This window comes from Pelagibacterium montanilacus (genome assembly GCF_003992665.1).
Taxonomy (GTDB): domain Bacteria; phylum Pseudomonadota; class Alphaproteobacteria; order Rhizobiales; family Devosiaceae; genus Pelagibacterium; species Pelagibacterium montanilacus.
Genome location: NZ_RZMX01000025.1, coordinates 117,996 through 143,127 on the forward strand (window position 1 = coordinate 117,996; position 25,132 = coordinate 143,127).

The window sequence follows — 25,132 nt, forward strand, 5'->3', positions numbered from 1 at the left end:
GGCTGGCGGCCTGCCGGCCGGAATCTATGGGAAATCTATGCGCGCCCGGCGACCCCGCCGGGGCAGCGTGCCGTACCGCGGACGTCAGTCCACGGGCGTGTCGAGATGGGCCGAGAGATGGCCCATGTCATAGCCGGCCCGCGCGGCGGCCGAAATGATGGTGTCCGCATCGTCCCGGCCCGCCCGGCTCAGCGCCCAGAGCGTGGTCGAACGGGTGCCCGAGCGGCAAAAGCACAGCACCTTGCCCTCATGGGCGTCGAGCGCCTCCCGGGTCGCGGCGATCATCTCCGGGCTCACCCCTTCGCGTCCCATGGGAATTTCGTAGTACGCCAGCCCCGCTTCGCGCGCCGCCGCCGCGATCTCGGCGCCCGCCGGCTGGTCGGGGGCCTCCCCCTCGGGGCGGTTGTTGACGATGGCGACGAATCCCTCGGCCTTGAGCGCCGCCACGTCCGCGGGGTGGATCTGCCCGGCCACGCTCACATGCGGGTTGATCGTCTTGGTCTCCACCATCGTCTGGTCTCCGGTCGGTTTGACGTTGCGTTGCCCGACTTATACGCGGGGGCCGCGAGCTTGCGCAACTCGCCTTGGCGCATCGGCGGCTTGCGTCCCTATTGCGCCGCGAGCCCGATCCAGTCCCGCCACAGCGTCTCGCGCGTGGCGATGAACCGGGCCGCGGTCTCCCGGGCCGAGGCCTCGTTTTCCACCTGCCAGGCCAGAAGCGCGTTCATCTCGGCAAGCGGCATCTGCGCCCGCGAGAGATATCCCGCGACTTCGGGCGCCTCGGCGAACACCCATTGGGGCGCGGCCACGAACACATCGTCCTTGGCAAAGGCCGAGGGGCCGAACGCCACGCAATCGGCGATGGCGATGCACTGGGCCGCCGCCCCGTCGAACGCGCCCATGTCCAGCGGCACGAGGCCCAGCCGGTCGATCAGCGCGTTGGGCTGCCAGTAATAGGTGACGAAAGGCTCGCGCCGCGACACCGCGTCGGAGATCATCCGGTCGAGCGCAAACCGGTCCTCGGGCACCATCACCTCGAAGCGCTCGGCCAGCCCGTACGCTTCGAGCATCCCCCTGTTGATCACCGAACAGGCCCAGTCCGCCGGGCACGAAATAAAGAAGGGCCGTCCAGACGCCTCCCCCTCCACCGCTTCGGCCTCAGTCTCAGTCTCGCCGCCCTCGGGCGCGCCCTCGGCCTCCTCGACCGGGACGAGCCCGGGCATCGCGCTCCGGGCCAGCGCCCCGGGGTCGGCGGCCAGCGCTGCGACCGAAACCAGCTCGGGCACGTCGGCGCTCACATAATCGGGCACGAACCAGGCTTCGAGCGCACCCTCCCCGAACGCGTCCCCGGCCGCCCGCACCGCTTCGGCACGGATCGCCCCGTTCCAGATTTCCGCGATCCGCGACGCCCAGATCTCGGGCACAAGCGCCGGTTGGCCGGTAGTTGTGATCGACGAGAGCGCGGCAGACGGCTCTCCCTGCACCACGCTCACCGTGCACCCGAAGGCGTCGGTCAGAATCTGGGCGTGGATTTCCGCAAGGATTGCCGCGGACGGCCAGGCCATCGACGCGATCGAAAAATCGTCCCGCCCGCAGGGGCTCTCGACCACCGGACCTATGTCGAGCCCGCCGGGCTCGAGGATCTGCACCTGGGCGAATGCCGCACCGGGCGCACCAAACCCGCCCGCCACAAGCAGGAGAAGGGAACCGATCAGAGCTCGTGGGGCGCGGGGCGATGTCATCGCCAGCAAATTGACAAAACCGCCCGGGTTAAGCAACTGGCGAAACGCAACAAATCCTTCACCCGAAAACGGATGACTCCCGTTTTGAAAATGTGCCATGTTGCGCCTTGGTGAAGTCCAGCGAGTGGGCTTCGTTCCGATGGAGGGGCCGGGCCCAAGACCGCATGCATGCGGCGCAGTCCTCCCACCCATCCCCGAACACTGAGGGAAATCATGCATCATATGAATAAAGTTCTGTCCCTGGCCGTTGCCGCGAGCGCTCTGGGCGCCGCCGCACCCGCAGTCGCACAGGAAGTCAAGCTCGGCCTGCTCATGGACCTGACCGGGGCGATCGAAAGCCTTGCTCCGGCGATCCTTGACGGCGCCGAGCTTGCCATCACCCACGTCAACGATCAGGGCGGCATCCTCGACGGCCAGACCCTCGCCGGCGTTGTCGCCGATTCCGGTTGCGATGCGACCATGGGCGGCTCGGCTGCCGACCGTCTGGTCAACACCGAGAACGTCACCGCCATCGTCGGCGGGCTTTGCACCCCGGCCACCGTGGGTGGCGCCAACACCGCGGCGATCGCCGGCAACACCGTGATGGTCTCGCCAGCGACCAGCGCGCCGTCGGTATCCGAGCTCGACGACAACGATCTCGTCTTCCGCACCACCCCGTCCGACGCCTTCCAGGGCGCCCAGCTGGCCAGCCTGCTGCTCTCCAAGGGCATCGAGGAACTGGCCATCACCTATGTCAACAACGACTATGGTTCGGGCTTTGCCAACACCCTGGCCGCCGAGTTCGAGGCCGGTGGCGGCATCGTGGCGGCCAATCTCGCCCATGAGGATGGCCGGTCCGATTACCGCGCCGAGCTTGGCTCGCTCGCCTCGTCGGGCGCCCAGACCCTCGCCATCCTCGGCTACGCCAACGGCTCGGGCCAGACCATCCTGCGTCAGGCCATCGAGGCAGGCAACTTCACCGATTTCGTGGGCGGCGACGGCATGGTCGGATCGGACCTGTTTACCGGTATCGACGCCTCCATGGTCGAGGGCATGATCGCGACCCGCGCCGGCGCCTTTGACGGCGATTCGGCCGATGTCTTCATGAGCCTTGCCGAGGAAGCCGGCATCGACGGTGCATCGGTGTACGCCCCCCAGGCCTATGACGCGGCGTTCCTTCTGGCGCTCGCCATCGAAAAGAACGGCTCGGCCGATCGCGAGGGCGTCTCCGCGGCCCTGCGTGAAGTGGCCTCCGCTCCGGGCGAAACCATCATGCCCGGCGAGTGGGAAAAGGCCGTCGAGCTCATCGCGGCAGGCGAAGACATCAACTATGTCGGCGCTGGCGGCGAACTGGACTTCGATGACAATGGCGACGTTGACGGCGTCATCGTCGAGATGACCGTCGAGAGCGGCGAGTTCGTCGAAGTCGGCGTCATCGAATAAGGACGACTACGCGCCGGAGCCAGCCGCTCCGGCGCAAGTCCTTGCCCAACGGAAAAGGCCCGGGAGCGATCCCGGGCCTTTTCCGTTGTCTGCACTGGTCGGATGTTCAGAACCCCACCCAGGCGGGGCCCGACACGGTCAGCCGCTCCGCCGGGCTCTGCCCGCCGCGTTACTGGTCGCGGCGGATGAACTCGGGCAGCAGGCCCCGGGGCGCATAGCGCAGCGCCAGGGTGATGATCAGGCCCAGAACGAACACCCGCATCTGCACCGAGCGCGCATTGATGTCGGGGATCGCGTGCCAGCCCATCGAGACCGACCAGTTGCTCACGGTGGCAAACAGTGCCTGGGCCAGCGGCTCGGACAACAGCCACACCATGTAGATGAACAGCCCACCGAACAGCGCGCCGAAATTGTTGCCTGCACCGCCCACGATCAGCATCACCCACACGATGAAGGTATGGTTGATCGGCTGGTAGCTCGAAGGATCGTAGATCGAGCCGAACGAGACCAGGATCGCCCCGCCGATGCCCATGAGCACCGAACCGAAGACGAAAATCTCGAGCTGGCGCGCCTTGACGTCCTTGCCCATCGAGCCCGCCGCGATGTGATTGTCGCGGATCGCACGCATCATGCGGCCCCAGGGGCTCAGATACGCCCGGTGGATCAAAAACAGCGCCACGATCACGAGCGCCACCACCAGCGCCAGATACCCCGCGCGCGCATAAATGAAGCTGTCGGAAGTGGTTGCGCCCCAGAGCTGCCAAGCCTGGGGGGTGGGCACCGGCCAGGGAATGGGCGAAACCGTCAGCGTGCCGCGGGTCAGCCATTCGGTGTTGCGGATGGTGGCACGGACGATCTCGGCGATCCCGATCGTGGCGATGGCGAGATAGTCGGTGCGCAGCCCCAGCGAGATCTTGCCCACAAAGAACGCGATGAACGCCGCCAGCGCCCCGCCCAGCGCCCAGCCCAGGATCACCGGCAGGCCCAGCCCGCCGACCCAGCCGGCTTCCGACAGGATATAGGAGGCGGCCGGATCCATCTGGCTGCGGAAGATGATGTAGGCAACGAACCAGGCGAGCACGATCCCCGCGGCGCGCAGCTTGCCGGTGACCCCGACCCTGTGCGCCTTGTGCGCGAGCACGATCAGTACCGCCCCGATGGCGGCGGCAATAAGCGTCTGGCCCAGCATGATCGGCCCGTCCGAGATCCAGAAGGCCTCGTTTATCGGATAGGACATGAAGGTGACGGCGAACCCGCCCACCATGAGCATGCCCAGAACGCCGAAATTGAACAGCCCGCCAAAGCCCCACTGGATGTTGAGGCCCATCGCGATCAGCGCGAAGGCGAAGGCCTCGACCAACAGCCGCAGGGTGAAGGGCAGCCCCATCAGAACGCCCACCCCCACGATCAGGGCGAACAGCGCTCCGAACAGAACGACATAGCGCAGGGTCATGAGGATGCCCCCTTGAAGATGCCGGTCGGGCGCACGAGCAGCACGACCACGAGGATAACGAAGGCCACGGTGAGCTTGTATTCGGACTGCACCAGCGCAAGATTGGCCGGGATCTCGAACCAGTCGGGGAAACTGTCACGGAACGGGCGCAGCAGCACCGCCCAGTTGAACACCGCCAGCGTTTCGGCAAAGCCCAGGAGGAACCCGCCCGCGATCGCGCCGTAGGACTGGCCCAGCCCCCCGACGATCGCCGCCGCAAAGATCGGCAGCACGATGTTGAAAGCCAGCGCGGGCTGCAGCGAGACGTCGAGCGCCAGCATGGTGCCCGCAAGGCAGGCCAGCGAGCCCGCGATGATCCAGGTCACCCGGATGACCAGCGCAGTATTGATGCCTGAAACCTTCGCCAGATCGGCATTGTCGGCCATCGCCCGCATCGCCTTGCCCAGCCGCGAGCGGGTGAGGAAGAAATGCAGCGCAAAGACCGCGATCGCGGTGACGATCACCAGCAGCAATTGCGGCTCGGTGAACGAGATCGGCCGGGTCACCCCTTCGAAGGGCAGCTCGATCCGGATCAGCCCCTTGGGCTCGGTCTCGAAAAACGAGCGCGTCTGCACCCCGCCAAACAGGCGTACGAGCCCCTGGATCATCATCGTGACACCGATCGAGGCGATCAGCAGCGTCACCGGACGCGCCCCGCGCGCCCTGAGCGGCGCATAGAACCCCTTGTCGATCCCCAGCGCGATCAGCGTGGCGATCACCATCGCGAAGGGCAGCACCACAAAGCCGGTGGGCAGGGGCAGGGTCAGCCCCAGTCCCGCCACGAGGCTGGCCAGCACGAAGGCGATATAGGCGCCCATCGTCATCATGTCGCCATGGGCGAAATGGGCGAACCGCAGGATGCCGAAGATCAGCGTCACGCCCACCGCGCCCAGCGCGTAGACCGAGCCCAGCGAGATGCCGTTGACCACGACCTGATTGAAAAAGAAGATGAAATCGTTCATCGGCGCGATCAGCCCCCAAGAAAGCTCTTTGCGACGTCGGGGTCGTCGAGAAGCTCCTGCCCCGTGCCGGTGAATCTGTTCTGCCCGCTCGCGAGCACGAAGCCCTTGGTCGCAAAGGCCAGGGCCTGGCGGGCGTTCTGTTCGACCATGAGGATGCCCACCCCGGTCTTGTTGATCCGCGCCACCTGCTCGAATATCTCCATCATGTAGCGCGGGGAAAGCCCTGCGGAGGGCTCGTCGAGCATCAGGAGCGATGGCTTGCTCATCAGCGCCCGGCCCATGGCCACCATCTGGCGCTGGCCGCCCGAAAGCTCGCCCGCCTTCTGGCGCCGCTTGGCGGCAAGATCGGGGAACATCCCGTAGACCTCATCGAGCGTGCCGGTGATGTCGTCGGAGCGGGTGAACCCGCCCATCTCGAGATTTTCGTGCACGGTCATCGAGGTGAAGACGTTGTGCTCCTGGGGCACGAAGCTCAGCCCCATGGGCACCAGCCGGTCCGCCTCGGCATTGGTGATGTCCCGGCCCCGGAAGGTGACGTGCCCCTCCTGGACTTTCAGGAGCCCGAAGATCGCCTTGAGCGTCGTGGACTTGCCGGCCCCGTTCGGCCCCACGATCACCCCGATATCGCTGGCTTCGATGGCGATGTTGACCCCCTTGAGGATCGGCGCGCCGCCATAGCCGGCGGTCACGTCGCGCAGCTCCACAAGGCTCATGGGGTCACCTCCACCGCCGCGCCGAAATAGGCCTCGACGATCTCGGGATTGTTGCGCAGCTCTTCCATGCGGCCCTTGGCGATCACCTCGCCCTGGGCCATCACGATCACCGGGTCGCACAGCCGGGCGATCAGGTCCATGTCGTGCTCGATGACAAAGAAGGTGTAGCCCAATTCGGTGTTCATCCGCTCGATATTGCCCGCCAGATCGTTGAGAAGCGTGCGGTTGACGCCCGCGGCCACCTCGTCGAGCAGCACCGCCTTGGCATCCACCATCATGGTGCGCCCCAGCTCGAGGAGCTTTTTCTGCCCGCCCGAGAGATTGCCCGCCAGCTCGTTCTTGACGTGGCCGAGCTTGAGGAAGTCGATCACGTCGAGCGCTTTCTGGCGCACCTCGGCTTCGCGCGCCGCCACCACGCCGGGCTTGAACCAGATCTGGGCGAGACTTTCGCCCGGCTGGTCGGGCGGGACCATCATCAGGTTCTCGAGCGCGGTCATGTTGGAAAATTCGTGCGCGATCTGGAAGGTGCGCAAAAGGCCGCGGCCGAACAATTGGTGCGGCTTGAGCCCGGTGATATCCTGCCCGTCGAAGACGATCGTGCCCTCGCTGGGCGGGAAATTGCCCGCAACCATGTTGAAAAGCGTGGACTTGCCGGCCCCGTTCGGACCGATCAGCCCCGTGATCGAACCGCGCGCGACTTCCAGCGAGCAGTTCGATACCGCCGACAGCCCGCCGAAACGTTTTGAAACGTTGCGGACTTCGATAACCGCGTCGAAAGACACCGTTCCCCAAACCCCTTGGTCAGATAATGCCGTGTGGGCGCCCATGCCCAATTTTGCGGCATCTGTTCACATGCGCCGCGCATGGTCAACAATTTGTGCGCTCAAAGCGCCGCGAGAACCGCTTCGGCCGTGGCCTTGTTGCACGCCAGCGGAATGTCATAGAGCGTGGCCAGACGCACCAGCGCCTTGATGTCCACATCATGGGGCATGGCCGACATCGGGTCGATCAGAAAGATCAGTGCGTCCAGTTGCCCCTCGCAGATCATCGAGCCCAGCTGCGCGTCCCCGCCCAGCGGCCCGCTCTTGAGGCAGGTGATCTCGAGCCCCGTACCCTGGGCGACCCGCGCGCCGGTCGTCCCGGTCCCCACCAGCGCGAACGCAGCCAGCCGGTCCCTGTGCGCCGTCGCGAACGCAACCATGGCGTCCTTCATGTCGTCATGGGCGACCAGCCCGATCCGCTTCATTTTTGGCGCCCTCCCGTTCGGCGTCGTTCCCTCAGGAGAGCGCGCCGATCACCGCCTCGATGCGCCGCCGCATGGTGCCCGCGTCGAACGGCTTGATGATGTAATTGTTGACCCCGCACTCGATGGCTTCCTTGACCTGTTCCTTGTCGGACCGGCCGGTCGCCATGATGAAGGGGGTGTCCTTGGTGCGCGGATGCCTGCGCACGACCTTGAGGAGGGTCAGCCCGTCCACATCGTCCATGTTCCAGTCCGATATGATCAGGTCCACACTGGTTTTTTCGAGCTTGGTGAGCGCGTCGCGCCCGGACTTGGCCTCGATGATGTCCTTGAACCCGAGCTGGCCCAGAATGTACTTGCAGATTCCCCGCATGGACTGCTGGTCATCCACGATCATGACGCTGACGGCGCTGGCCTTGGGCATGGGCACTCCCCAACAGAAAGACCCCGCCACACCGGGCGGGAAAGCCCTCAAAGACTATCGGGCAAGCGTTACCAATCCATCAACCCTCGCCCCTGCGGGCGCCCTGACCGGCCGCCATGCGCGCGGCCTGGCGGTCTCCGTGACCGCCCGCCTCCCGCCTGCCCAGGAGCCCGGAAATCAGCAGCCCGGCGATCTCCTCGATCGGGGCTTCGATCGCCACCGCACCGATTTCCGCCGCCGCCCGGGGCATGCCGTAGATCAGCGCCGACCCTTGGGCCTGGCCCACTGTATAGGCCCCCGCCGCGCGCATGCGCCCCAGCCCCTCGGCCCCGTCCCGGCCCATGCCCGTCAGGATCGCGCCCGCCGCCAGTGCTCCCACGACCTCTGCCACCGAGGCAAAGAGGATATCGACGCTCGGCCGGTGACCAGAGCGCAGCTCGCCCCCCGCCACCCGGCATTTGAGCGCGCCCGAGCTGCGCTCGACCAGAAGATGCCGGTCGCCCGGCGCCACATAGGCATGGCCCGGCAAAAGCGCCATGCGATCCTCCGCCTCGTGGACCGTCAGCTCCACCAGCTCGTCGAGCCGCGCGGCGAACCGGGTCGTGAACCCTGCCGGCATGTGCTGGGCGATCACCACCGGCGGGCTGTCGGCGGGCAGGCCCTCGAGCACCCGCCGGATGGCATCGACGCCCCCCGTCGAGGCCCCGAGCGCAATCAGCGTCCCCGGCGGGCACGGTGCCTTGAGGTTCAGGGGCGCGCGGGGCTGGGCCCGTGTGCGGGCGAGGGCGCGGCTGGAAACATCGGTGCGCGCGCCATCCCTGATTTTCTGGCGCAGGGTCTGGCCCATCGCCTCCCGGTCCCCGGGGCCCGCGCCCGCCGGCTTGGCGATGAAATCGACCGCTCCGAGCTCGAGCGCCACCATGGTTTCCCGCGCGCTGCGCGTGGTCAGCGAGGAGACCATCACCACCGGCATGGGCCGCAGCCGCATGATCTTTTCGAGAAACTCGAGCCCGTTCATGTTGGGCATTTCGATGTCGAGGGTCACGACGTCCGGATCGTGCGCCTTGATGGTTTCGCGCGCTTCGAGCGGATCGCGCGCCACGCCCACCACCGCGATATCCCCGTCCTCTTCGATCAGCGTGGTGAGCACCCGCCGCATCAGCGCCGAATCGTCGACCACGACCACCTTGATCATGCCGCGCTCCGCGCGCCCGCGTGCCCGTTGCGCTGATAGGTCGTCTTGCCCACCAGCCTGAACGCGCGCGCCACCCCATGGAGCGTCTCGGAGTGCCCGATATAAAGATGCCCGTCATCGGTCAGCTTTGCGCCCATGCGCGCAAAGAGCCCGGTCTGGGTGGACTTGTCGAAATAGATCGCCACGTTCCGGCAAAAGATCGCGTCGAACGGCCCGGCGAACGGCCAGGGCTCCATCAGGTTGAGCTGCCGGAACACCACGATCTCCCGTGCCGCGGGGGGGATCGCGATCGTCCCGTCGCCCCGGGCGTCAAACAGCGCCCGGCGCGCGGGCGAAAGCCCGTCGAGCTCGCTCTCGGGATAGATCCCGCGCCCGGCCTTCTCCAGCACGTCGGTGTCCACGTCCGTGGCCAGTATCCTGAAATCCCAGTCGGCCAGCGAAGGCACCCCATCGAGAAGGCTCAGCGCGATCGTATAGGGCTCCTGCCCGGTCGAGCAGCCCGCCGACCAGATGCGCAGGAGCGGACGCCCGCCCCTGCCGCGCCGCGCGGGGCGCGCCGCCAGGGCCTTCACCGTCGCCACCAGATGGTCGAAGTGATGATCCTCCCGGAAGAAACGGGTGAGATTGGTGGTGAGCGCATTGACGAAGATTTGGGCCTCCCCGGCCCCGCCCGGCCCGTCGAGATAATCGAGATAGGCCGCGAACCCGGACAGCCCCAGCCGCCGGATCCGGCCCGAGAGCCGGGAGATGACCAGCGTGCGCTTGGCGTCCGAGAGCGATATCCCCGCTGCCGCGCGCAGCCGCGCGCGCACCCGGGCAAAGTCCGCATCGCTCAGCGCCATCTCGCCCGTCTTCATCGTGTCCCTCTCGTCCCCATGGTCCCCGTCCCATGCCCGTCATCCGCCCGCACGCGCCCCGCCTCGGCTATTTCCCGATGCGCCAGCCTGTCGCTGGCATCGGCCCGCAACCGCCGCACGAAGACCCGCCCGCTCGCCGGATGATAGAGAATGCGCCGGGCCACAGCCCCGCCCAGATCCTCGCCCGCGATGGCGAACCCCTCGCGGAAAAGGAACTGCCGGGCACAGGCGATGTTCTGGGCCCCGATATCGGCCAGCGCCTCGTGGACGCTGCCCCCGCCGAAGAGCTTGATCTCGAGCGCCGCGCGCCGCCCCGTCCCCTGCGCGAGGACCATGGCAATAAGCTCGGCCATGGCCACGTCCCCATAGCGCGCCGAAGCGGGCCCATCGGCGCGCATCCGGCCCGGTCCGGCCAGAAGAAAATGGTTCACGCCCCCCACCCGTGCGTCCACGTCCCGCACGCAGGCGGCAACGCACGAGCCCAGGACCGTGGAATAGGTCAGCTCGGGATCGGCAGTGACGAGGCACTCGCCCTGGACGACCTGCCGGACCGTGCCCGACGCCAGGTCGATGGGCGGTGCGGCCACCGTCCCGCGCAAGGTTCGTTGGTGATCGGGCTTGCCACGCAAGGCAGACGCTCTCCCCGGCCATCCGGCCTCGTGCGGGGCCGCAGCGCCCGGCCCCAGCGGGCCGGCATCAGGGCCGGACCATAGCGCGCCAAACCTTATCGGTTCGCTAACCGGCCCGGACGGGGGCGTGCGGGCTTGACCGCGGGAGCCCGGTGTGGTGCTGACGGGCGCACGCATCCTGATCCGGGCTCCATGATGGCCAATCTCCTGATCCCCGCTGGCGCCCTGGATATCCCCGCGCCCTTGCCCGCCCGCATCCCGCGGGCCCCGCGCCGGCCCCGGCCCGAGAGCTTCATGGCCGCCTTCGAGGACCGCATCCTCGTCTATGACTGCTTCCGGAACGCCGATGGCGACGGGGTGGTGATGGTCTGCCCCCCGCCCCTCAATCTCGGGCCGATGTTTGCCCGGGCCCGGTTCGCGGCCGGCGGACGGCGACTTTGGGCCCACACGGTCACCGGCCCCTCGGTCACCCTCGTCACCCTGCCGCGTGTGCCCTCCTCGGCCAGCTCCATCGCCATGACTCTTGGCGGGATGTCCCTTGAAATCCCGATCGCCGAGAACCATTCCGCAGCGCTCGAGGACAGGCGTGTGCTCTTTACCATGAACAAGGACAACGACCCGGACTGGATCGCCGACTGGGCGGCCTTCCACCAGCACCATCACGGGGCCGACGCGGTGATCGTCATCGACAACGGCTCGACCCGCTACCCCGCCGCGCGCGTGCTCGAGCGGCTCGAGGCGGTTCCCGGCTTTGCCCACCGCATCGTTCTGGACTGGCCCTACCGCTACGGCGCCCACGATCCGGCGGTGACCCTGCGCCCGTACTGGTCCCATTTCGTCCAGAACGCGGCCATGAGCGTGGTGCTGCGCCGCTTTGCCGCCCGCGCCAGGGGCCTGCTCAATCTCGATATCGACGAACTCGCCGCCCGCCCCGCCGACGGCACCACCATTTTCGAGACCTGCGAGACCAGCCACGCCGGTCTGGTCGTGATGCGCGGGGTCTGGATCGAGCCCGAAGGCGCGTCCGATACCCCCCGCCACGCCGATTTCACCCGCCGGGCCGCCGATCCGCGCGCCGCGCGCTGCGCCCAGCGCAAATGGGTGCTCGACCCGCGCCGCGACTGGGTGCGCAACCGGCGCGTTTTGCCCCATGTCCACTGGATCGAGAACCGCCCGCCCCGGTCCAAGACCATGCGCGAGGACCTGTTCTACTGGCACTTCAAGGGCATCAACACCCGCTGGAAGGACGACCGCGCCACATCGGCAGGCATTCCCACCCGGCCCGACGCGGCCCTTCTCTCCCTGTACCGTTCGATCGGCTGGATCCCATGACCCCACCCTCGAGACCCCGCGTCGCGCACGCCACGGGCCTTGCCATCTTTGCCATGGCGCTCCCGCTGGCCCCCCTTTTCGGGTTTCTCGCCAACTATCTCATCTTGCTGCTTGCCCTTCTGGCGATGGGCTTTGTCGACTGGAAGGCGCTCTGGCCGGACCGGGCGGCGCGCACGCTCACACTCGGGTTCGGGGCGGTCTTTGGACTTCTGGCGGTCGCCCGCGTCGGAGCGGCGGCCAGTCCCTCCGATATCGGCGGCATCGTCAATTTCCTGCCCTTCATCCTCCTCGCCCCGCTTTTGCTCACCCTTTCGCGCCTCGCGGGGGAGGAGGGCGCCCGGACCCTGGGGCTCGCCGCGCTCGCCGGCACGGCGCTGGCGGCCTCAATCGCGCTGGTCGACGGGCTGGTGCTGGGGGCCGAGCGGGCGGGCTATCTGGTCTCGGACCCCATTCGCCTCTCCCACACCGCGGTGCTGTTCGCCGGGATCGCCGTGGTCTCCTACCCCCACCAGCGCGGATCCTGGCGCTGGCTGGTCTTTGCCGGGATCGGCCTTGCCGCGCTCACCGCGACCCTCGCGGGCGCACGCACCGCCATTGTTGCGCTCATCGCGCTGACGATCATCGCCGGCGCGCTCGTCGTGCCCCGGCGGCGGCTCGGGATCGCCCTGCTCGCGCTGATCGGGGCCGGTGCGGCACTGACGCTTGTCGCGATCCTTGTCGATGCCGAACGGATCGAACAGCTCCCGCGCCTCCTCGCTGCCATCCTCTCGGGCGAGGCCATCGGCGACGAGAGTGTGCGGATCCGGCTCGCGCTCTACCGCGCCGCCCTCGCGATCATTCCCGAGGCCCCGCTCTTTGGCCACGGGCGGGCGGTGATGGATGCCGCGCTCGCCCATTACACTGAGGATCTGGAGATCTTCCACTCCCTCACCCATCTGCACAACGATGCCCTGCAGCTCTCCGCCAGTGCTGGGATCCTGGGCGCACTGGCCTATATCGTTGCCCTCGCCACTCCGATCGCGGCGGTGCTGGCCAGCGGCAAAGACCCGCAAAAAGGCTTCCGCCTCCGCTTCGCCCTCGTGCTGGTCGCCGGCTATGGGATCATGGGCCTGCCCGATACCATGATCGCGTTCGAATTGCACATGACCCTCTACGTGGCCCTCAGCGCCATCCTCGTCGCCGTCCCCCGCCCGGCCAGAACCCCGGAAAACGCGCGGGGGCACTAGAGCGTTTCCAAGAAAAGTGGAAACACTTTTCCGGTTCGGAAACGCGACAAATCAAAGACTTAGAGCTCCTGTTCTGATTCAATCAGAACAGGCTATGCTCTAGGCGGCCGCCGAAGCGGTCGATGTCACCGCCTCGAGGTCGATCAGCCCCACCATGCGGTCGTTGTGGGTGACGATGCCGCAGAGCAGTTCGGTGTCGGTGCTGTTGCCTTCGGGTACGGCATGGACGGCGCTGCGCGGCACGGTCACGATATCGCTCACCGCATCGACCAGCAGCCCCACCCATTTGCTCCCCACGCTGAGCACGACCACCACATGGGTGCGCGTGGGCTCGGTCCTGCCGTCCCCGAACCGGGCCCGCAGATCGAAGATCGGCACGATGGTGCCGCGCAGATTGATCACCCCTCGCACATACTCGCGCGTATTGGGCAGAGGCGTCGCCCCGTTCCAGGCGCGGATTTCGCGCACCGTGGTGATCTCGACCCCATAGGTCTGCTCGTCCACCGAGAACGCGATCAGCTGCAGCGCGTCCTGTGGGGCGATGGCCGTTTCCTCGGCCCCGTCCTCGCGAAAGTCCAGCACGTCCATATCGATTGCTCCTTGTGCGCTCAGGCGGCACTTCTGCGCGGGCCATTGGGCCGCAGCCCGTCCACGTCGAGAATCAGCGCCACATTGCCGTCGCCAAGGATCGTGCCCCCGGCGATCGCCTCCACATGCTCGAAATTCTCCTCGAGCGACTTGATGACCACCTGCTGCTGGCCGATCACCTCGTCGACCACCAGCGCCAGCCGTGTCTCGCCCTCCGCTTCGCACAGAACCACGAACCGCCCCGGCCCCTTCTGGGCCCCCGCGAGCCCGAACCGGGCCGAAAGATCGACCACCGGCACATAATCGCCCCGCAGCCGCAGGATCCGCTCGCCCGAGGGCAGCGTCGAGAACTCCGCCCGCCCGGTCTCGAGTGTCTCGATGATCGAGGACAGCGCGATCACATAGGGGTGCCCGGCCACGCTCACCACCATCACGTCGAGCACCGCCAGGGTCAGCGGCAGGCGCAGGGTCATGCGCGTGCCCCTGCCCGCCAGCGAGCGCACCTGCACCGAGCCGCCGATCCTGCGGATGTTGGAGAGCACTACGTCCATGCCAACCCCGCGCCCTGAAATGTCGGAAACCGCCTCGGCGGTCGAGAACCCCGGGGCAAAGATCAGATTGTCGATCTGCTCGTCGGTGGGGGTATGGTCGGGCGCCACGACCCCGCGCTCGCGCGCCAGCGCCAGCACCCGGCCCCGGTCGATCCCGCGTCCGTCGTCCTCGACCACGACCAGGATCGTGCTGCCCGATTGTTGCGCCGAAAGCCTGATCGTGCCGGTCTCGGGCTTGCCCGCGGCGATGCGCTCGGCGGGCGTCTCGATGCCGTGGTCGGCCGAATTGCGCACCATATGGGTCAGGGGATCGGACAATTGCTCGATCACCGTCTTGTCGATCTCGGTGCCCTCGCCCTCCATGTCCAGCCGCAGCGATTTTCCGGTCTTGGTCGCAAGCTCGCGCACCAGCCGGGGCATGCGCTGGAACACCGATTTGACCGGCTGGGCCCTTATCGCCATCACCGCGTCCTGGAGCCCGCGCGTGGTCTGGGCGAGCACTTCGAGCCCGCGCACCAGTTCGGGATACCGGTCCCTGATGGTGTCGTCGACCTGCTGGGCCAGCATCGACTGGGTGATCACGAGCTCGCCCACCATGTTGACCACGCGGTCGACCTTTTCGAGCTCCACCCGGATCGTCTGCAGCCCCCCGCGCGCCGGCGCGCCCGCGGACGGGCCGGCCTCGCTCCCGGCCACCGCCGGACCGGGCAGGACCACGGCTTGGGACGGGGCCTCTGGCGCGGGCTCTGGCGCCATATCGGCGGCCTCGGGCCCGGCAGGCGGGGAAGGCGCGAGCCCGGCTTCGGCCATCAGCGCGGCGAAATCGGGAAACGCGTCCTCTGGGCCATCCTCGGACCACGCCGGATCGATCGCGTCAAAGACCGGGACGATCTCGAGATCGCAGGCATCCTCGACGAACGAGAACACCTCCTCGATCTCGGCCCGGCCCGCCTTCGTCTCGCTCAGCGTCATCGACCAGCGGCAATAAGAGGCCTCGGGGTCGAACGCTTCGAGCCCGGGCAAATCCGTCGTATCGGCGCTGACCGTCAGCCGCCCCAGCCCGCCCAGCGCCCGGATCAGCACCAGCGGGTCGCTGCCCGTGGCCAGCAGCCGGGCATGGGGCACGAACCGGATCGACCATCCGCTCGGCGCTTCGGGCGCGGGCTCCGGCGCGGCGTGCCGGGCCCCGATATCCACCGCCACGGGGGTGAAATCGATGTCGAAATCCTCGAGCCCGCCCTCGTCGTCCGCGCCCGGCGAGCCCGCCGCCATCGACAGCGCTTCGAACGCGGCGCGCTCGGCCTCCCCGAACCCCTCGGGCAGATCGGTCCCCTCGCGGGCCGCCATAACGAGGTCCGCGACGATATCGGTGGCCCTCAGGCACAGCGCCACCACCTCCGGGCCGGGCGCGACCTCGCCCTGGCGTACATGGTCGAGCAGCGTCTCGAAACTGTGGGTGAAGGTCACCAGCGCATCGAACCCGAAGGCCCCCGCCCCGCCCTTGATCGAATGGACCGCGCGGAACACCCCGTTGAGCGCATCGGCCTGGTCGTCGCCCTCGGCGATCCCCGAAAGCAGGGTTTCGAGCTCCTGCAGCAGCTCGCTGCATTCCTCGAAATAAACGGTCCTGAAGATGTCGATATCGCTCATTGGCCTGGAGCGTTTCCTGCATGGGATGGGATCATCGGCGCGAACTGGTCCGCCAGCCCCAGCGTTTCGATCGCCTCCTCGAGCGCCGGGCTCGGATCGGCCATCACGAGCGGCCGGTCCATGGCCCGCGCGCTCACCGCCGCGCTCAAAAGCACCATCAGCCCGCTGGTCGAAACCCGCTCGGTGCCCGACGCGTCGAGCCGAACGGGGCCTCTCGCCAGCGCCTCGGCCAGCGCAGCGCGCAAGGCCCCGACGTCCCCTCCATCAAGGGTCCGGGCAAGCGCTATGGTGTGCTGATCCGTCCCGTCCATTGCCGACACTGCCCTGCCCTTCAGCTCCGGACAGTGTCAGCAAGCGTTTAAGAATCCGTAATCGCCCGGCTTCGCGGCCCCCCGCAGAGCGCGGCGATGGCCGGGATATCCACGCCCTCCATGCTTGCCGGGGTCCATCTGGGCGCCTTGTCCTTGTCCACCAGCAGCGCCCGCACCCCTTCGGCGAAATCGGGCCGCAGCGCCATGTGCCGGGCGAGCGCGAGATCGGTTTCGAGCACCGCATCCACGTCGCGCTGGCGCCGGGCCAGAAGGTGGCTTGCATGGATCACCTCGAGCGAATAGGGGCACAGCCCCTTGAGCTTTTCGGCCATCGCCGCAGCGCCCGGATCGCCCTCGTCGGCCAGCTCCTCGAGCCGGGCGATCACATCGGCCGCCGAGGGCTCGGCGAACGCGGCGCTCAGCGAATCGGCAAGCGCACAGAGCGTGGCGGTGCCCGGTTCGATCGAGCGGGCCTGGATGATCGCGGCGATCGCGGTATCGGGTTCCCCCGCCTGGGCCGCGTCGATCAGCCGGGCGCGCATGTCCTCGAACCCGTCCTCACTGACCGCCGCGTCGGTCAGCCCCAGCGCGATGGCGTCCCCGACATCCACCGACATTCCGCTCAATGCGAAGGCCAGCGCCCGCTCGCGCGTGGTCTGGGCGAGAATGGCGTTGACCCCCACGTCACAAAAGAACCCGATCAGCGCCTCGGGCATGGCAAACCGGCTCGACGCGGTCGCCACCCGGAACCGGGCGTGGCTCGAAATGCCGATCCCCCCGCCCATCACGATGCCCCGCTGGAGCGCGATCACCGGCTTGGCGTAGCGCGCGATGGTCGCGTTCATCGTGTATTCGGCGGCAAAGAACGCCATCGCCTCCTCTGTGCGGCCCTCGAGCACCAGCGCCCGCACGGCGCGCACGTCCCCGCCCGCGCACAGCCCGCGCTCCCCATGGCCCTCGATCAGCACCGCCTTGATCGCGGGATCGTCGGTCCACTGGCCGAGCGCCGCGTTGACCGCATCGATCATGGCCTTGTCGAGCGCGTTGATCGCCTCGGGCCGGTCCAGCCCGATGATCCCCGTCGCCCCGCGCGTTGAAATCCTTACCCCGCCCATTGTCTCTCCGTTTTGGGATTTCTCCCTGATGATGTGCCTGCCATTGTGCCCCCGCCCTGCCCCGATTTGAACCCCGCATCCGGGGTTTCCCAACACCGGAAAAAGGCGCTACTAGAACGTGTCCGGAACCAGCGGACCCGCCTTTCCGGTTCGGAAACGCGACAAATCAAAGACTTGGACCCGCCCGGCGAAGGTGATTTCCCCCGGCCGGATGGAACGCACGGCATGGGCCCGGGGTTGCCCCGAACCTGCCACAAGACAAGAGCGGACGGAGACCTCCCTTTTCATGACCCTCATCCACAAGACCGGACTTGCGCGGGCCCTGGCCGAGCGCGCGCGGACCCTCGGGCCCGTGCGCCTCGGGATCATCGGAGCGGGGGAAATGGGGACCGATCTTGTAACCCAGGTGATGCTCATGGAGGGCATCGAGATCGCGGTGATCGCCACCCGCCGCCCCGCCACCGCGCTCGCGGCGGTCGATATCGCCTATGGCCCGGGCTCGGGGATGGGCCGGGAGGTCCAGACCGCCGCCCAGGTGAGCGCCGCGGTCCGCGCGGGCCAGATCGCCATCACCTCGGACACCACATTGATGGCCACCGCCGATGAGGTCGACGTGGTCATCGACGCCACCGGCAAGCCCGGCGTGGGCGCCGATGTCGATCTGCTCGCCATGGAGCATGGCAAGCACCTGGTGATGATGAATGTCGAGGCCGACGTGACCATCGGACCCTATCTCAAGAGCCAGGCCGACAGGCTCGGGGTCGTCTATTCGCTGGGCGCGGGCGACGAGCCCTCCTCGTGCATGGAGCTGATCGAATTCGTCTCCACCCTCGGGCTCGAGGTGGTCTCGGCGGGCAAGGGCAAGAACAACCCGCTCAACCGCGACGCGGTCCCCGACGATTATCGCGAGGAAGCGCTGCGCCGGAACATGAACCCGCGCATGCTGGTCGAGTTCGTGGACGGCTCGAAAACCATGGTCGAGATGGCCGCCATCGCCAACGCCACCGGGCTCGTGCCCGACGTGCCGGGCATGCACGGGCCCAGCGCGGATCGCGATTCCCTCGCCAGGGTCCTGATCCCCAAGGCGGACGGGGGCGTCCTCAACCGCTCTGGCGTCGTCGATTACACCATAGGCAAGGGCGTGGCGCCCGGGGTGTTCGTCGTGGCCAGGGCCACCCATCCGCGCATCGTCGAGCGCATGGACGATCTCCACATCGGGGTCGGCCCCTATTACGGGTTTTTCCGCCCCTATCACCTCACCAGCCTCGAAGTGCCTCTGACCGCGGCCCGCATCATGCTCTCGGGCCGGCCCGACATGGTGCCCCTGCCCACGCCCGTGGCCGAAGTCTGCGCGCTTGCCAAGCGCGACCTTGCGCCGGGCGAAACCCTCGATGCCATCGGAGAGACCTGCTACCGCTCCCATACCATGACCGTGGGTGACGCAAGAGCGGCACGCGGCATTCCCGTGGGGCTTCTCGAAGGCGGCAAGGTCACCGCACCCATCGCCAAGGGCCAGTTGCTCACCCAGGCCAACGCGACCCCCGACACCACGACCAAGCTCTATGCTTTGCGCAAGAAGCAGGACGAGATGGGGATATAGAGCGTTTCGCAACCGGAACGGTGTCTTAAACTTTTCCTGGAAACGCGCTATCGCTCCAGCGCCTCGCGCGGCGCCAGCGTGTCGGAGGCGTCAAAGATCGCCGCCGCATCGCCGTCTTCGGCGCCCAGCATGCCCGCCACCCGCTCGAGCGCGGCGATCAGCATGAGCTGTTCCCAATCCTCGAGCGCCCGGAAGGCCTCGTGAAAGCGCGCATGCACCCCATCGGGGGAAATCGCCAGCACGTCGCGCCCCGCATCGGTGAGCGAGAGCCAGACCTGACGCCGGTCCGATTCCCCCTTGCGCCGCACCACCATGCCCTGACGCTCGAGCTTGTGGATGAGCGCGGTCGCCGTCGCCTGGGTGATCCCCATGCGCGCCGCGATGTGGCCGGCCGTCTGCTCGTTCCCGTCCTCGAGCAGCTGCATGAACACAAGCTGGGACGGCGTCAGGCCCGTCTCGCGCATCAGCGCCTTGGAGTTGAGTTCGGTGCGGCGCAGGATCTTGCGCATCGAGGAGAGGGCAGTCTTGGTGCGGTCTTCCAACGGTTTTAGTCCTCGGCGTGGCAGGGGCTGCAGCGTTTCAAGGACGAGTGGATGCACCCTTCCCGCTCACGAACGCGACAAACACAGACTTAAGGTTCATGGCCTTACAACGCCAGAACGAGATATCTTGAACTTATCCTGTGTCGTCCGCCAACCCAAGAGGCAACAGCCGCCGGGGGCCCGCCGGCCCTAAATCCTTTCAAGATCAGAAGCAATTCGACCCAGACCGGCCGGATCACCGACATGTTTTCGCCACAAAAAATAAATCTGGCGCGCGGAACCGCCTGTTTTCGCGGAACAAACTCCGGACACGGGCGTTCGGCCCTTCGTAGCTCGGTTGACATTTAGTTCGTATAAGCTAAGTTTCGTCCCGAAGCATTCTGGAGGTAAGCCATGCCACTGACCGCAGTGACAAGTACCCGCACCGATAACGCCAAGGCCAAGATCACCATCCGCGCGCCCCGTCGCGACGATGGCGCACGGGTCTGGCAGCTCATTCAGGACACTACGAGCCTGGACGACAATTCCATGTACTGCAATCTGCTGCAGTGCAGCCATTTCGCATCCACCTGCGCGATCGCCGAGATCGACGGGGAGGTCGTGGGCTGGCTTTCGGGCTATATCCCGCCCGAAACCCCCGACACCTTCTTTGTCTGGCAGGTGTGCGTGGCCGAGGCCGCCCGCGGCCGCGGGCTCGCCAAGCGGCTGATCTCCGCCGTTCTGGCCCGCTCGGTCTGTGCCGAGGTGACGCGCGTTCAGTCCACGATCACCAAGGACAACAAGCCGTCCTGGGCGCTATTCGGCTCGATCGCCGAGACGCTGGAAGCGGAACTGGCGCGCAAGCCGCATTTCGTGCGCGAAGAGCACTTTGCCGGCCAGCACGACACCGAGTTCCTCGTGACCATCGGCCCGTTCGAGCGTGAGGCGCTGCCGGTCCGCACCGCAGCGTAAAGCATGCGCGTGTCGCGAGCGCGACCAGACAAAAGCCGGAGAAAATCTGCGTCCCGGAGCGTGTCCAGGAAAAGTGGAAACACTTTCCGGTTCGGAAACGCGACCATTCAAAGCTTGGAGCTCCTGTTCTGATGCAATCATAACAGGACATGCTCTGGCCAGTTGCGGATTCTCTCTGGTTGGGCCGCGCGGAACCCGCGCCCTCCCCGAACCATTCCCAGCACGGAATTACCGTCCCGAAAAGGAGACGATGCACAATGACGACCGATATTAACGACCATACCACTTTCGAGCGTGTGGAAAGCCAGGTGCGCTCCTATTCGCGCTCTTTCCCCACCACCTTCGACAAGGCCCGCGGCGCGACCATCTATGGGCGCGACGGGCGCGAGTACACCGACTTTCTGGCCGGGTGCTCCTCGCTCAACTACGGGCACAACGACCCCGACATGCAGGCGGCGCTGGTCGAGTACATCACCAGCGACGGCATCACCCACGGGCTCGACATGTATACCGATGCCAAGGAGCAGTTCCTGGCCGCCTATGAGGACATCATCCTCAAGCCGCGCGGCATGGACTACAAGCTCATGTTCACTGGCCCCACCGGCGCCAACGCCGTCGAGGCTGCGCTCAAGCTGGCCCGCAAGGTGACCGGCCGGACCAATGTGATCGCGTTCACCAACGGCTTTCACGGCATGACGTTGGGCGCTCTGGCGGCCACGGGCAATGCCGGCAAGCGCGAGGGGGGCGGCATGCCGCTCAACGGCGTGCACCGCGCACCCTTCGAGGGCTATCACGGTCCCGATATCGACACGGCGGACCTGCTCGCCCAGATGCTCGATGATCCCTCGGGTGGCATCGATGCCCCCGCCGCGATCCTCGTCGAGCCCGTGCAGGGCGAAGGCGGTCTGAACGCCGCTTCGAAAGAATGGCTGCAAAAGATCGAAAAGATCGCGAAAAAGCACGGCGCCTTCTTCATTCTCGACGACATCCAGGCCGGGTGCGGGCGCACGGGCACCTTCTTCTCGTTCGAGGAGTACGGGCTCGACCCCGACATCATCACCCAGGCCAAGTCGCTTTCGGGCATGGGGCTGCCGTTTGCTTTGACGCTCATCAAGCCCGAGCACGACGTCTGGAAGCCGGCCGAGCACAACGGGACGTTCCGTGGCAACAACCACGCCTTCGTGACCGCGAGGGTGGCGCTCGAGAAGTTCTGGCGCACCGACGAGTTCGCAAAATCGGTCACAGAGAAGGGCGACCATCTCGAACAGCGCCTTTCGGCGATTGCCTCGCGCTATTCCATGACCCTGCGTGGGCGCGGCATGATGCGCGGCATCAACACCGGGGACGGCGAGATCGCCGGCGCGGTCTGCGCGACATGTTTCGAGAACGGGCTCATCATCGAGACCTCCGGCGGCCAGGACGAGGTCGTCAAGGTTCTCTGCCCCCTGACCATCGGGATGGGCCAGTTCGACAAGGGCCTCGACATCATCGCGGACGCATTTGAAGCGGTCATGGCCAAACACGCGCCGCGCGTCGCCGCTGAATAAGCGCGACGCGGCGGCCGAGCCGACCGGACCCACAAGAAAAAAGGAAGAACGACATGATCGTCAGAGATCTCGAGGACGCACGGACCGGCGAACGGCTGGTCACCTCCAATGGCTGGGACTCCACCCGCCTGCTGCTGGCCGGTGATGGGATGGGCTTTTCCTTCCACATCACCCGCATCTTTGCGGGCACCAGCCACGAGTTCCACTACAAGCATCACTTCGAGAGCGTCTATTGCGTCTCCGGTGACGGCGAGATCGAGGATCTTGAGACCGGCGAGGTCCACCAGATTCGCCCGGGCGTGATGTACGCCCTCGACAAGCACGACCGGCACCGTCTCACCGCCCGCGAGGAAATGGTGATGGCGTGCTGCTTCAATCCCCCGGTGACGGGCACCGAGGTGCACCGTGAAGACGGGTCCTACGCTCCGGCAGAGGAGTTGGCCACGACCGCCTGACCACCGGGCAACGATCAGGGGACGATCAACCACCGCGAACAAAAGAGAAGGGAATTGTTTATGACACTCTCTGCAGTTCACACCCGATCGGACGACTATCCGACCCGAGGCACCGAGGAATCCTGGCTCGAGCGCACCGACCCGGTGTTCTGGGGCAAGTGGAGCCCAGCCGCTCCCCTGACCCGGGCCCAGACCGAAAGCTTCGAGGAAAACGGATTCCTCGTTCTCAAGGATCTGTTCTCGACCGCCGAGATCGAGCGCCTCAAGGCCGAATCGGCCCATCTGCGCTCGGGCGATGCGGGCCTGAAATCGGAAAACGTGGTCACAGAACCCAATTCCGATGCCGTGCGCACAATCTTCCGGCTCGAGGACGAAAGCGCTGTCTTCTCGCGCCTGTCCCGGGACGAGCGCGTGGCCGGCAAGGTCCGTTTCCTGCTCGATGACCAGCTCTATCTCCATCAGAGCAGGCTCAACTACAAGCCCGGCTTCACCGGCAAGGAGTTCTACTGGCATTCGGACTTCGAGACCTGGCACGCCGAGGATGGCATGCCCCGGATGCGCGCGATTTCAGCCTCGATCCTTCTGACCGACAACGACGCGCTCAACGGCCCCTTGATGCTGATGCCCGGCTCGCACCGCCATTTCGTGTCCTGTGCCGGACAAACGCCCGAAGACAACCACAAATCCTCGCTCAAAAAGCAGGAAGTGGGCGTTCCCAGCCCCGACGCGCTGACGGCGATGGCCGAGAAATTCGGCATCGACTACGCCTCGGGCAAGGCGGGTACGGTGATCCTTTTCGAGAGCAACACCTTGCACGGCTCGAACGGCAACATCACCCCGTTCCCGCGCTCGAACGCGTTCTTTGTCTATAACGCCTGGTCCAACCGGGTGGAGGAACCCTTCGCGGCATCGCGCCCGCGCCCGGACTTCCTTGCCAACCGCGATCCGGAGAACCCGATCGCGATCGAGAGCGGCGAAATCGGGTAGCCCCGGCACGCCGCCGTAAAGTTTGACATATCGCATGACGCCGCTCCGCGTAGGGAAACCCCCGCGCGGCCGGCAGGAGGCAGAAGTGACCGACACAAAAGTGACCGAGACGACCGGGCATACAGTCGAGAAGATCGGCGGCACATCCATGTCGCGCAGCCATGAGCTGCTCGACACCATCCTGATCGGCGCGCGCAAGCCCGACGAGCTTTACGGCCGCGTTTTCGTGGTCTCCGCCTATGGCGGGATGACCGATGCGCTGCTCGAGCACAAGAAATCGGGCGAGCCCGGCGTCTATGGCCTCTTTTCCAGCGCCGAGAGCGGCTGGAGCTGGGGCGACGCCCTGACCGGCGTCGCCCGCAAGATGATGGACAAGAACGCCGAGATCTTCCCCGATTCCACCACCCGGGAGATGGCCAACCATTTCATCACCGATCGGGTCGAGGGCGTGCGCTCGTGCCTGATCGATCTCCAGCGCCTGTGCTCGTTCGGGCACTTCCAGCTCGAGGCGCACCTTCTGACCGTGCGTGAGATGCTGTCCTCGCTCGGGGAAGCCCAGTCGGCCTACAACACCGTGCTGCTGCTCAAGCAGAACGGCGTCAACGCCCGGTTCGTCGACCTCACCGGCTGGCGCCAGGACGGAGAGCTGCCGCTCGACACCCATATCGAGCGCGCCTTCGATGGCGTCGACCTCACCCATGAGCTCGCCATCGTCACCGGCTATGCCCAGTGTTCCGAGCAGCTCATGAAGACCTATGACCGGGGCTATTCGGAAGTGACCCTCTCGCGCGTCGCGGTGGTGACCGGCGCCTCCGAAGCGATCATCCACAAGGAATTCCACCTCTCTTCGGCCGACCCCAACGTGGTGGGCCAGGACAAGGTGCGCGTGATCGGCGAGACCAATTACGACGTGGCCGACCAGCTCTCGAACATGGGCATGGAAGCGATCCACCCGCGCGCCGCCAAATCGCTGCGCCAGGCCGGCATCCCGCTTCGGGTCAAGAACGCCTTCGAGCCCGATCATCCCGGCACCGTCATCCGGTCCGACCTCGAGGCCCGCACCCCGGGCGCCGAGATCGTGACCGGCCTCAAGGACGTCTTTGCCCTCGAATTCTACGACCAGGACATGGTCGGGGTTAAGGGCTACGACTCCAAGATTCTCGACGCGCTGACCCGCCACAAGGTCTGGATCATTTCCAAGACCTCGAACGCCAACACCATCACCCATTTCCTCAAGGGCTCGATGAAGGCGATCAAGCGGGTCGAGGCCGATCTGGCCGAAGCCTTCCCCACCGCCTCGATCGCGCTGCGCCGCGTGGCGATGGTCTCGGCGATCGGTCGCGATCTGCGCGGGGCATCGACGCTGGCCCGGGCCATCGGCATTCTCGCCGAAAAGGGCATCGAGCCGCTCGGGATCACCGACATGATCCGCAAGGTCGACCTGCAGGTCATCGTCGACGAAGACGACTTCGACGCCGCTATCAAGGCGTTGCATGGCGCCCTCATCGAGGACGCCCAAACACAGGACACGCCCGCTGGGCTTACCGCGGCGGCCTGAAAACAATAACTTCAGATGCTTCACCACCTTGCGCCGGGGC

General features: G+C 66.6%; 25 protein-coding genes. 9 read left to right on the forward strand and 16 right to left on the reverse strand.

All coding sequences use genetic code 11. From position 1 onward, the window contains the following. Positions 1–84: 84 nt before the first annotated feature. Together EO136_RS09515 and EO136_RS09520 are read right to left on the reverse strand one after the other, a co-directional pair. A complete protein-coding gene (locus EO136_RS09515; RefSeq protein WP_127144203.1) occupies positions 85–510 on the reverse strand; it encodes a protein tyrosine phosphatase family protein in 426 nt (141 codons plus the stop codon). Positions 511–608: 98 nt separating this feature from the next. Further along, the gene (locus EO136_RS09520; protein WP_164730518.1) at positions 609–1,742 is read right to left on the reverse strand and encodes a glycine betaine ABC transporter substrate-binding protein; all 1,134 of its coding nucleotides are present in this window, start codon (positions 1,740–1,742) and stop codon (positions 609–611) included. A gap of 222 nt (positions 1,743–1,964) precedes the next feature. On the opposite strand from EO136_RS09520, the gene EO136_RS09525 reads away from it, so the two are divergent. Next, positions 1,965–3,164 carry an ABC transporter substrate-binding protein gene (locus EO136_RS09525; protein ID WP_246018316.1) on the forward strand — a complete coding sequence of 400 codons (1,200 nt, stop codon included), beginning with the start codon at positions 1,965–1,967 and terminating at the stop codon, positions 3,162–3,164. 169 nt (positions 3,165–3,333) lie between these two features. Here the strand turns inward: EO136_RS09525 and EO136_RS09530 are convergent, their stop codons facing one another. The 9 genes from EO136_RS09530 to EO136_RS09570 form a co-directional block, all read right to left on the reverse strand. Next, positions 3,334–4,617, reverse strand: a complete 1,284-nt coding sequence (locus tag EO136_RS09530) for a branched-chain amino acid ABC transporter permease (RefSeq protein ID WP_127144206.1) — start codon at positions 4,615–4,617, stop codon at positions 3,334–3,336. Further along, the gene (locus tag EO136_RS09535) at positions 4,614–5,618 is read right to left on the reverse strand and encodes a branched-chain amino acid ABC transporter permease (protein WP_127144207.1); all 1,005 of its coding nucleotides are present in this window, start codon (positions 5,616–5,618) and stop codon (positions 4,614–4,616) included. Before EO136_RS09535 ends, EO136_RS09530 begins: the two co-directional genes overlap by 4 nt. Before the next feature lie 8 nt (positions 5,619–5,626). Beyond that, positions 5,627–6,331, reverse strand: a complete 705-nt coding sequence (locus EO136_RS09540; protein WP_127144208.1) for an ABC transporter ATP-binding protein — start codon at positions 6,329–6,331, stop codon at positions 5,627–5,629. Then, positions 6,328–7,113 carry an ABC transporter ATP-binding protein gene (locus EO136_RS09545; RefSeq protein WP_246018317.1) on the reverse strand — a complete coding sequence of 262 codons (786 nt, stop codon included), beginning with the start codon at positions 7,111–7,113 and terminating at the stop codon, positions 6,328–6,330. The genes EO136_RS09540 and EO136_RS09545 overlap by 4 nt, the downstream gene beginning before the upstream one ends. A gap of 101 nt (positions 7,114–7,214) precedes the next feature. Beyond that, the gene (locus tag EO136_RS09550) at positions 7,215–7,577 is read right to left on the reverse strand and encodes a methylglyoxal synthase (RefSeq protein ID WP_127144210.1); all 363 of its coding nucleotides are present in this window, start codon (positions 7,575–7,577) and stop codon (positions 7,215–7,217) included. 31 nt (positions 7,578–7,608) lie between these two features. Then, positions 7,609–7,998, reverse strand: coding sequence for a response regulator (locus EO136_RS09555; protein ID WP_127144211.1), 390 nt, complete (start codon positions 7,996–7,998; stop codon positions 7,609–7,611). Positions 7,999–8,077: 79 nt separating this feature from the next. Next, positions 8,078–9,193 carry a protein-glutamate methylesterase/protein-glutamine glutaminase gene (locus tag EO136_RS09560; protein WP_127144212.1) on the reverse strand — a complete coding sequence of 372 codons (1,116 nt, stop codon included), beginning with the start codon at positions 9,191–9,193 and terminating at the stop codon, positions 8,078–8,080. Continuing rightward, positions 9,190–10,050 (reverse strand): CheR family methyltransferase, encoded by an 861-nt coding sequence (locus EO136_RS09565; protein WP_127144213.1) that lies wholly within the window; start codon positions 10,048–10,050, stop codon positions 9,190–9,192. Before EO136_RS09565 ends, EO136_RS09560 begins: the two co-directional genes overlap by 4 nt. Continuing rightward, positions 10,047–10,679, reverse strand: coding sequence for a chemotaxis protein CheD (locus EO136_RS09570; RefSeq protein ID WP_206513301.1), 633 nt, complete (start codon positions 10,677–10,679; stop codon positions 10,047–10,049). Before EO136_RS09570 ends, EO136_RS09565 begins: the two co-directional genes overlap by 4 nt. Before the next feature lie 192 nt (positions 10,680–10,871). Here EO136_RS09570 and EO136_RS09575 point away from each other — a divergent pair, with 192 nt between their 5' ends. After that, complete coding sequence (locus EO136_RS09575) at positions 10,872–12,011, forward strand: hypothetical protein (protein ID WP_127144215.1); 1,140 nt, start codon at positions 10,872–10,874, stop codon at positions 12,009–12,011. Continuing rightward, entirely contained in the window at positions 12,008–13,237 is a 1,230-nt protein-coding gene (locus EO136_RS09580; protein ID WP_127144216.1) for an O-antigen ligase family protein, read from the forward strand. Before EO136_RS09575 ends, EO136_RS09580 begins: the two co-directional genes overlap by 4 nt. A 99-nt stretch (positions 13,238–13,336) precedes the next feature. On the opposite strand, the gene EO136_RS09585 is transcribed toward EO136_RS09580, so the two are convergent. Genes EO136_RS09585 through EO136_RS09600 form a run of 4 tightly spaced genes read right to left on the reverse strand, consistent with a single transcriptional unit; the run spans position 13,337 to position 17,452 of the window. Beyond that, on the reverse strand, positions 13,337–13,825 hold the full coding sequence (locus EO136_RS09585; protein ID WP_127144217.1) for a chemotaxis protein CheW: 489 nt from the start codon (positions 13,823–13,825) through the stop codon (positions 13,337–13,339). A 20-nt stretch (positions 13,826–13,845) separates the two neighbouring features. Continuing rightward, complete coding sequence (locus tag EO136_RS09590) at positions 13,846–16,026, reverse strand: chemotaxis protein CheA (protein WP_127144218.1); 2,181 nt, start codon at positions 16,024–16,026, stop codon at positions 13,846–13,848. Continuing rightward, on the reverse strand, positions 16,023–16,337 hold the full coding sequence (locus EO136_RS09595) for an STAS domain-containing protein (protein WP_127144219.1): 315 nt from the start codon (positions 16,335–16,337) through the stop codon (positions 16,023–16,025). The genes EO136_RS09590 and EO136_RS09595 overlap by 4 nt, the downstream gene beginning before the upstream one ends. Positions 16,338–16,384: 47 nt before the next feature. After that, complete coding sequence (locus tag EO136_RS09600; protein WP_127144220.1) at positions 16,385–17,452, reverse strand: enoyl-CoA hydratase/isomerase family protein; 1,068 nt, start codon at positions 17,450–17,452, stop codon at positions 16,385–16,387. Positions 17,453–17,738: 286 nt separating this feature from the next. Here EO136_RS09600 and EO136_RS09605 point away from each other — a divergent pair, with 286 nt between their 5' ends. Next, a complete protein-coding gene (locus EO136_RS09605; RefSeq protein ID WP_127144221.1) occupies positions 17,739–19,052 on the forward strand; it encodes an NAD(P)H-dependent oxidoreductase in 1,314 nt (437 codons plus the stop codon). A 47-nt stretch (positions 19,053–19,099) separates the two neighbouring features. On the opposite strand, the gene EO136_RS09610 is transcribed toward EO136_RS09605, so the two are convergent. Next, positions 19,100–19,594 carry a MarR family winged helix-turn-helix transcriptional regulator gene (locus EO136_RS09610; protein ID WP_127144222.1) on the reverse strand — a complete coding sequence of 165 codons (495 nt, stop codon included), beginning with the start codon at positions 19,592–19,594 and terminating at the stop codon, positions 19,100–19,102. Positions 19,595–19,987: 393 nt separating this feature from the next. Between EO136_RS09610 and ectA the strand changes: the two genes are divergently transcribed. The 5 genes from ectA to EO136_RS09635 all read left to right on the forward strand — a co-directional run bounded on the left by ectA (position 19,988) and on the right by EO136_RS09635 (position 25,092). Continuing rightward, the gene (ectA, locus tag EO136_RS09615; protein ID WP_127144223.1) at positions 19,988–20,545 is read left to right on the forward strand and encodes a diaminobutyrate acetyltransferase; all 558 of its coding nucleotides are present in this window, start codon (positions 19,988–19,990) and stop codon (positions 20,543–20,545) included. A gap of 257 nt (positions 20,546–20,802) precedes the next feature. After that, complete coding sequence (gene ectB / locus EO136_RS09620; RefSeq protein ID WP_127144224.1) at positions 20,803–22,092, forward strand: diaminobutyrate--2-oxoglutarate transaminase; 1,290 nt, start codon at positions 20,803–20,805, stop codon at positions 22,090–22,092. A 53-nt stretch (positions 22,093–22,145) separates the two neighbouring features. After that, positions 22,146–22,547 carry an ectoine synthase gene (locus EO136_RS09625; protein ID WP_127144225.1) on the forward strand — a complete coding sequence of 134 codons (402 nt, stop codon included), beginning with the start codon at positions 22,146–22,148 and terminating at the stop codon, positions 22,545–22,547. 60 nt (positions 22,548–22,607) lie between these two features. Continuing rightward, a complete protein-coding gene (thpD, locus tag EO136_RS09630) occupies positions 22,608–23,534 on the forward strand; it encodes an ectoine hydroxylase (RefSeq protein ID WP_127144226.1) in 927 nt (308 codons plus the stop codon). 85 nt (positions 23,535–23,619) lie between these two features. Next, positions 23,620–25,092, forward strand: a complete 1,473-nt coding sequence (locus EO136_RS09635) for an aspartate kinase (RefSeq protein WP_246018318.1) — start codon at positions 23,620–23,622, stop codon at positions 25,090–25,092. Positions 25,093–25,132 lie beyond the last annotated feature (40 nt).

Bases quoted from the DNA above. Each gene is read 5' to 3' on its own strand.
- EO136_RS09515 (WP_127144203.1), bottom strand. From the start codon at position 510: ATGGTGGAGACCAAGACGATCAACCCGCATGTGAGCGTGGCCGGGCAG.
- EO136_RS09520 (WP_164730518.1), bottom strand. From the start codon at position 1,742: ATGACATCGCCCCGCGCCCCACGAGCTCTGATCGGTTCCCTTCTCCTG.
- EO136_RS09525 (WP_246018316.1), top strand. From the start codon at position 1,965: ATGAATAAAGTTCTGTCCCTGGCCGTTGCCGCGAGCGCTCTGGGCGCC.
- EO136_RS09530 (WP_127144206.1), bottom strand. From the start codon at position 4,617: ATGACCCTGCGCTATGTCGTTCTGTTCGGAGCGCTGTTCGCCCTGATC.
- EO136_RS09535 (WP_127144207.1), bottom strand. From the start codon at position 5,618: ATGAACGATTTCATCTTCTTTTTCAATCAGGTCGTGGTCAACGGCATC.
- EO136_RS09540 (WP_127144208.1), bottom strand. From the start codon at position 6,331: ATGAGCCTTGTGGAGCTGCGCGACGTGACCGCCGGCTATGGCGGCGCG.
- EO136_RS09550 (WP_127144210.1), bottom strand. From the start codon at position 7,577: ATGAAGCGGATCGGGCTGGTCGCCCATGACGACATGAAGGACGCCATG.
- EO136_RS09555 (WP_127144211.1), bottom strand. From the start codon at position 7,998: ATGCCCAAGGCCAGCGCCGTCAGCGTCATGATCGTGGATGACCAGCAG.
- EO136_RS09560 (WP_127144212.1), bottom strand. From the start codon at position 9,193: ATGATCAAGGTGGTCGTGGTCGACGATTCGGCGCTGATGCGGCGGGTG.
- EO136_RS09565 (WP_127144213.1), bottom strand. From the start codon at position 10,050: ATGAAGACGGGCGAGATGGCGCTGAGCGATGCGGACTTTGCCCGGGTG.
- EO136_RS09575 (WP_127144215.1), top strand. From the start codon at position 10,872: ATGATGGCCAATCTCCTGATCCCCGCTGGCGCCCTGGATATCCCCGCG.
- EO136_RS09580 (WP_127144216.1), top strand. From the start codon at position 12,008: ATGACCCCACCCTCGAGACCCCGCGTCGCGCACGCCACGGGCCTTGCC.
- EO136_RS09585 (WP_127144217.1), bottom strand. From the start codon at position 13,825: ATGGACGTGCTGGACTTTCGCGAGGACGGGGCCGAGGAAACGGCCATC.
- EO136_RS09590 (WP_127144218.1), bottom strand. From the start codon at position 16,026: ATGAGCGATATCGACATCTTCAGGACCGTTTATTTCGAGGAATGCAGC.
- EO136_RS09595 (WP_127144219.1), bottom strand. From the start codon at position 16,337: ATGGACGGGACGGATCAGCACACCATAGCGCTTGCCCGGACCCTTGAT.
- EO136_RS09600 (WP_127144220.1), bottom strand. From the start codon at position 17,452: ATGGGCGGGGTAAGGATTTCAACGCGCGGGGCGACGGGGATCATCGGG.
- EO136_RS09605 (WP_127144221.1), top strand. From the start codon at position 17,739: ATGACCCTCATCCACAAGACCGGACTTGCGCGGGCCCTGGCCGAGCGC.
- ectA (WP_127144223.1), top strand. From the start codon at position 19,988: ATGCCACTGACCGCAGTGACAAGTACCCGCACCGATAACGCCAAGGCC.
- ectB (WP_127144224.1), top strand. From the start codon at position 20,803: ATGACGACCGATATTAACGACCATACCACTTTCGAGCGTGTGGAAAGC.
- EO136_RS09625 (WP_127144225.1), top strand. From the start codon at position 22,146: ATGATCGTCAGAGATCTCGAGGACGCACGGACCGGCGAACGGCTGGTC.
- thpD (WP_127144226.1), top strand. From the start codon at position 22,608: ATGACACTCTCTGCAGTTCACACCCGATCGGACGACTATCCGACCCGA.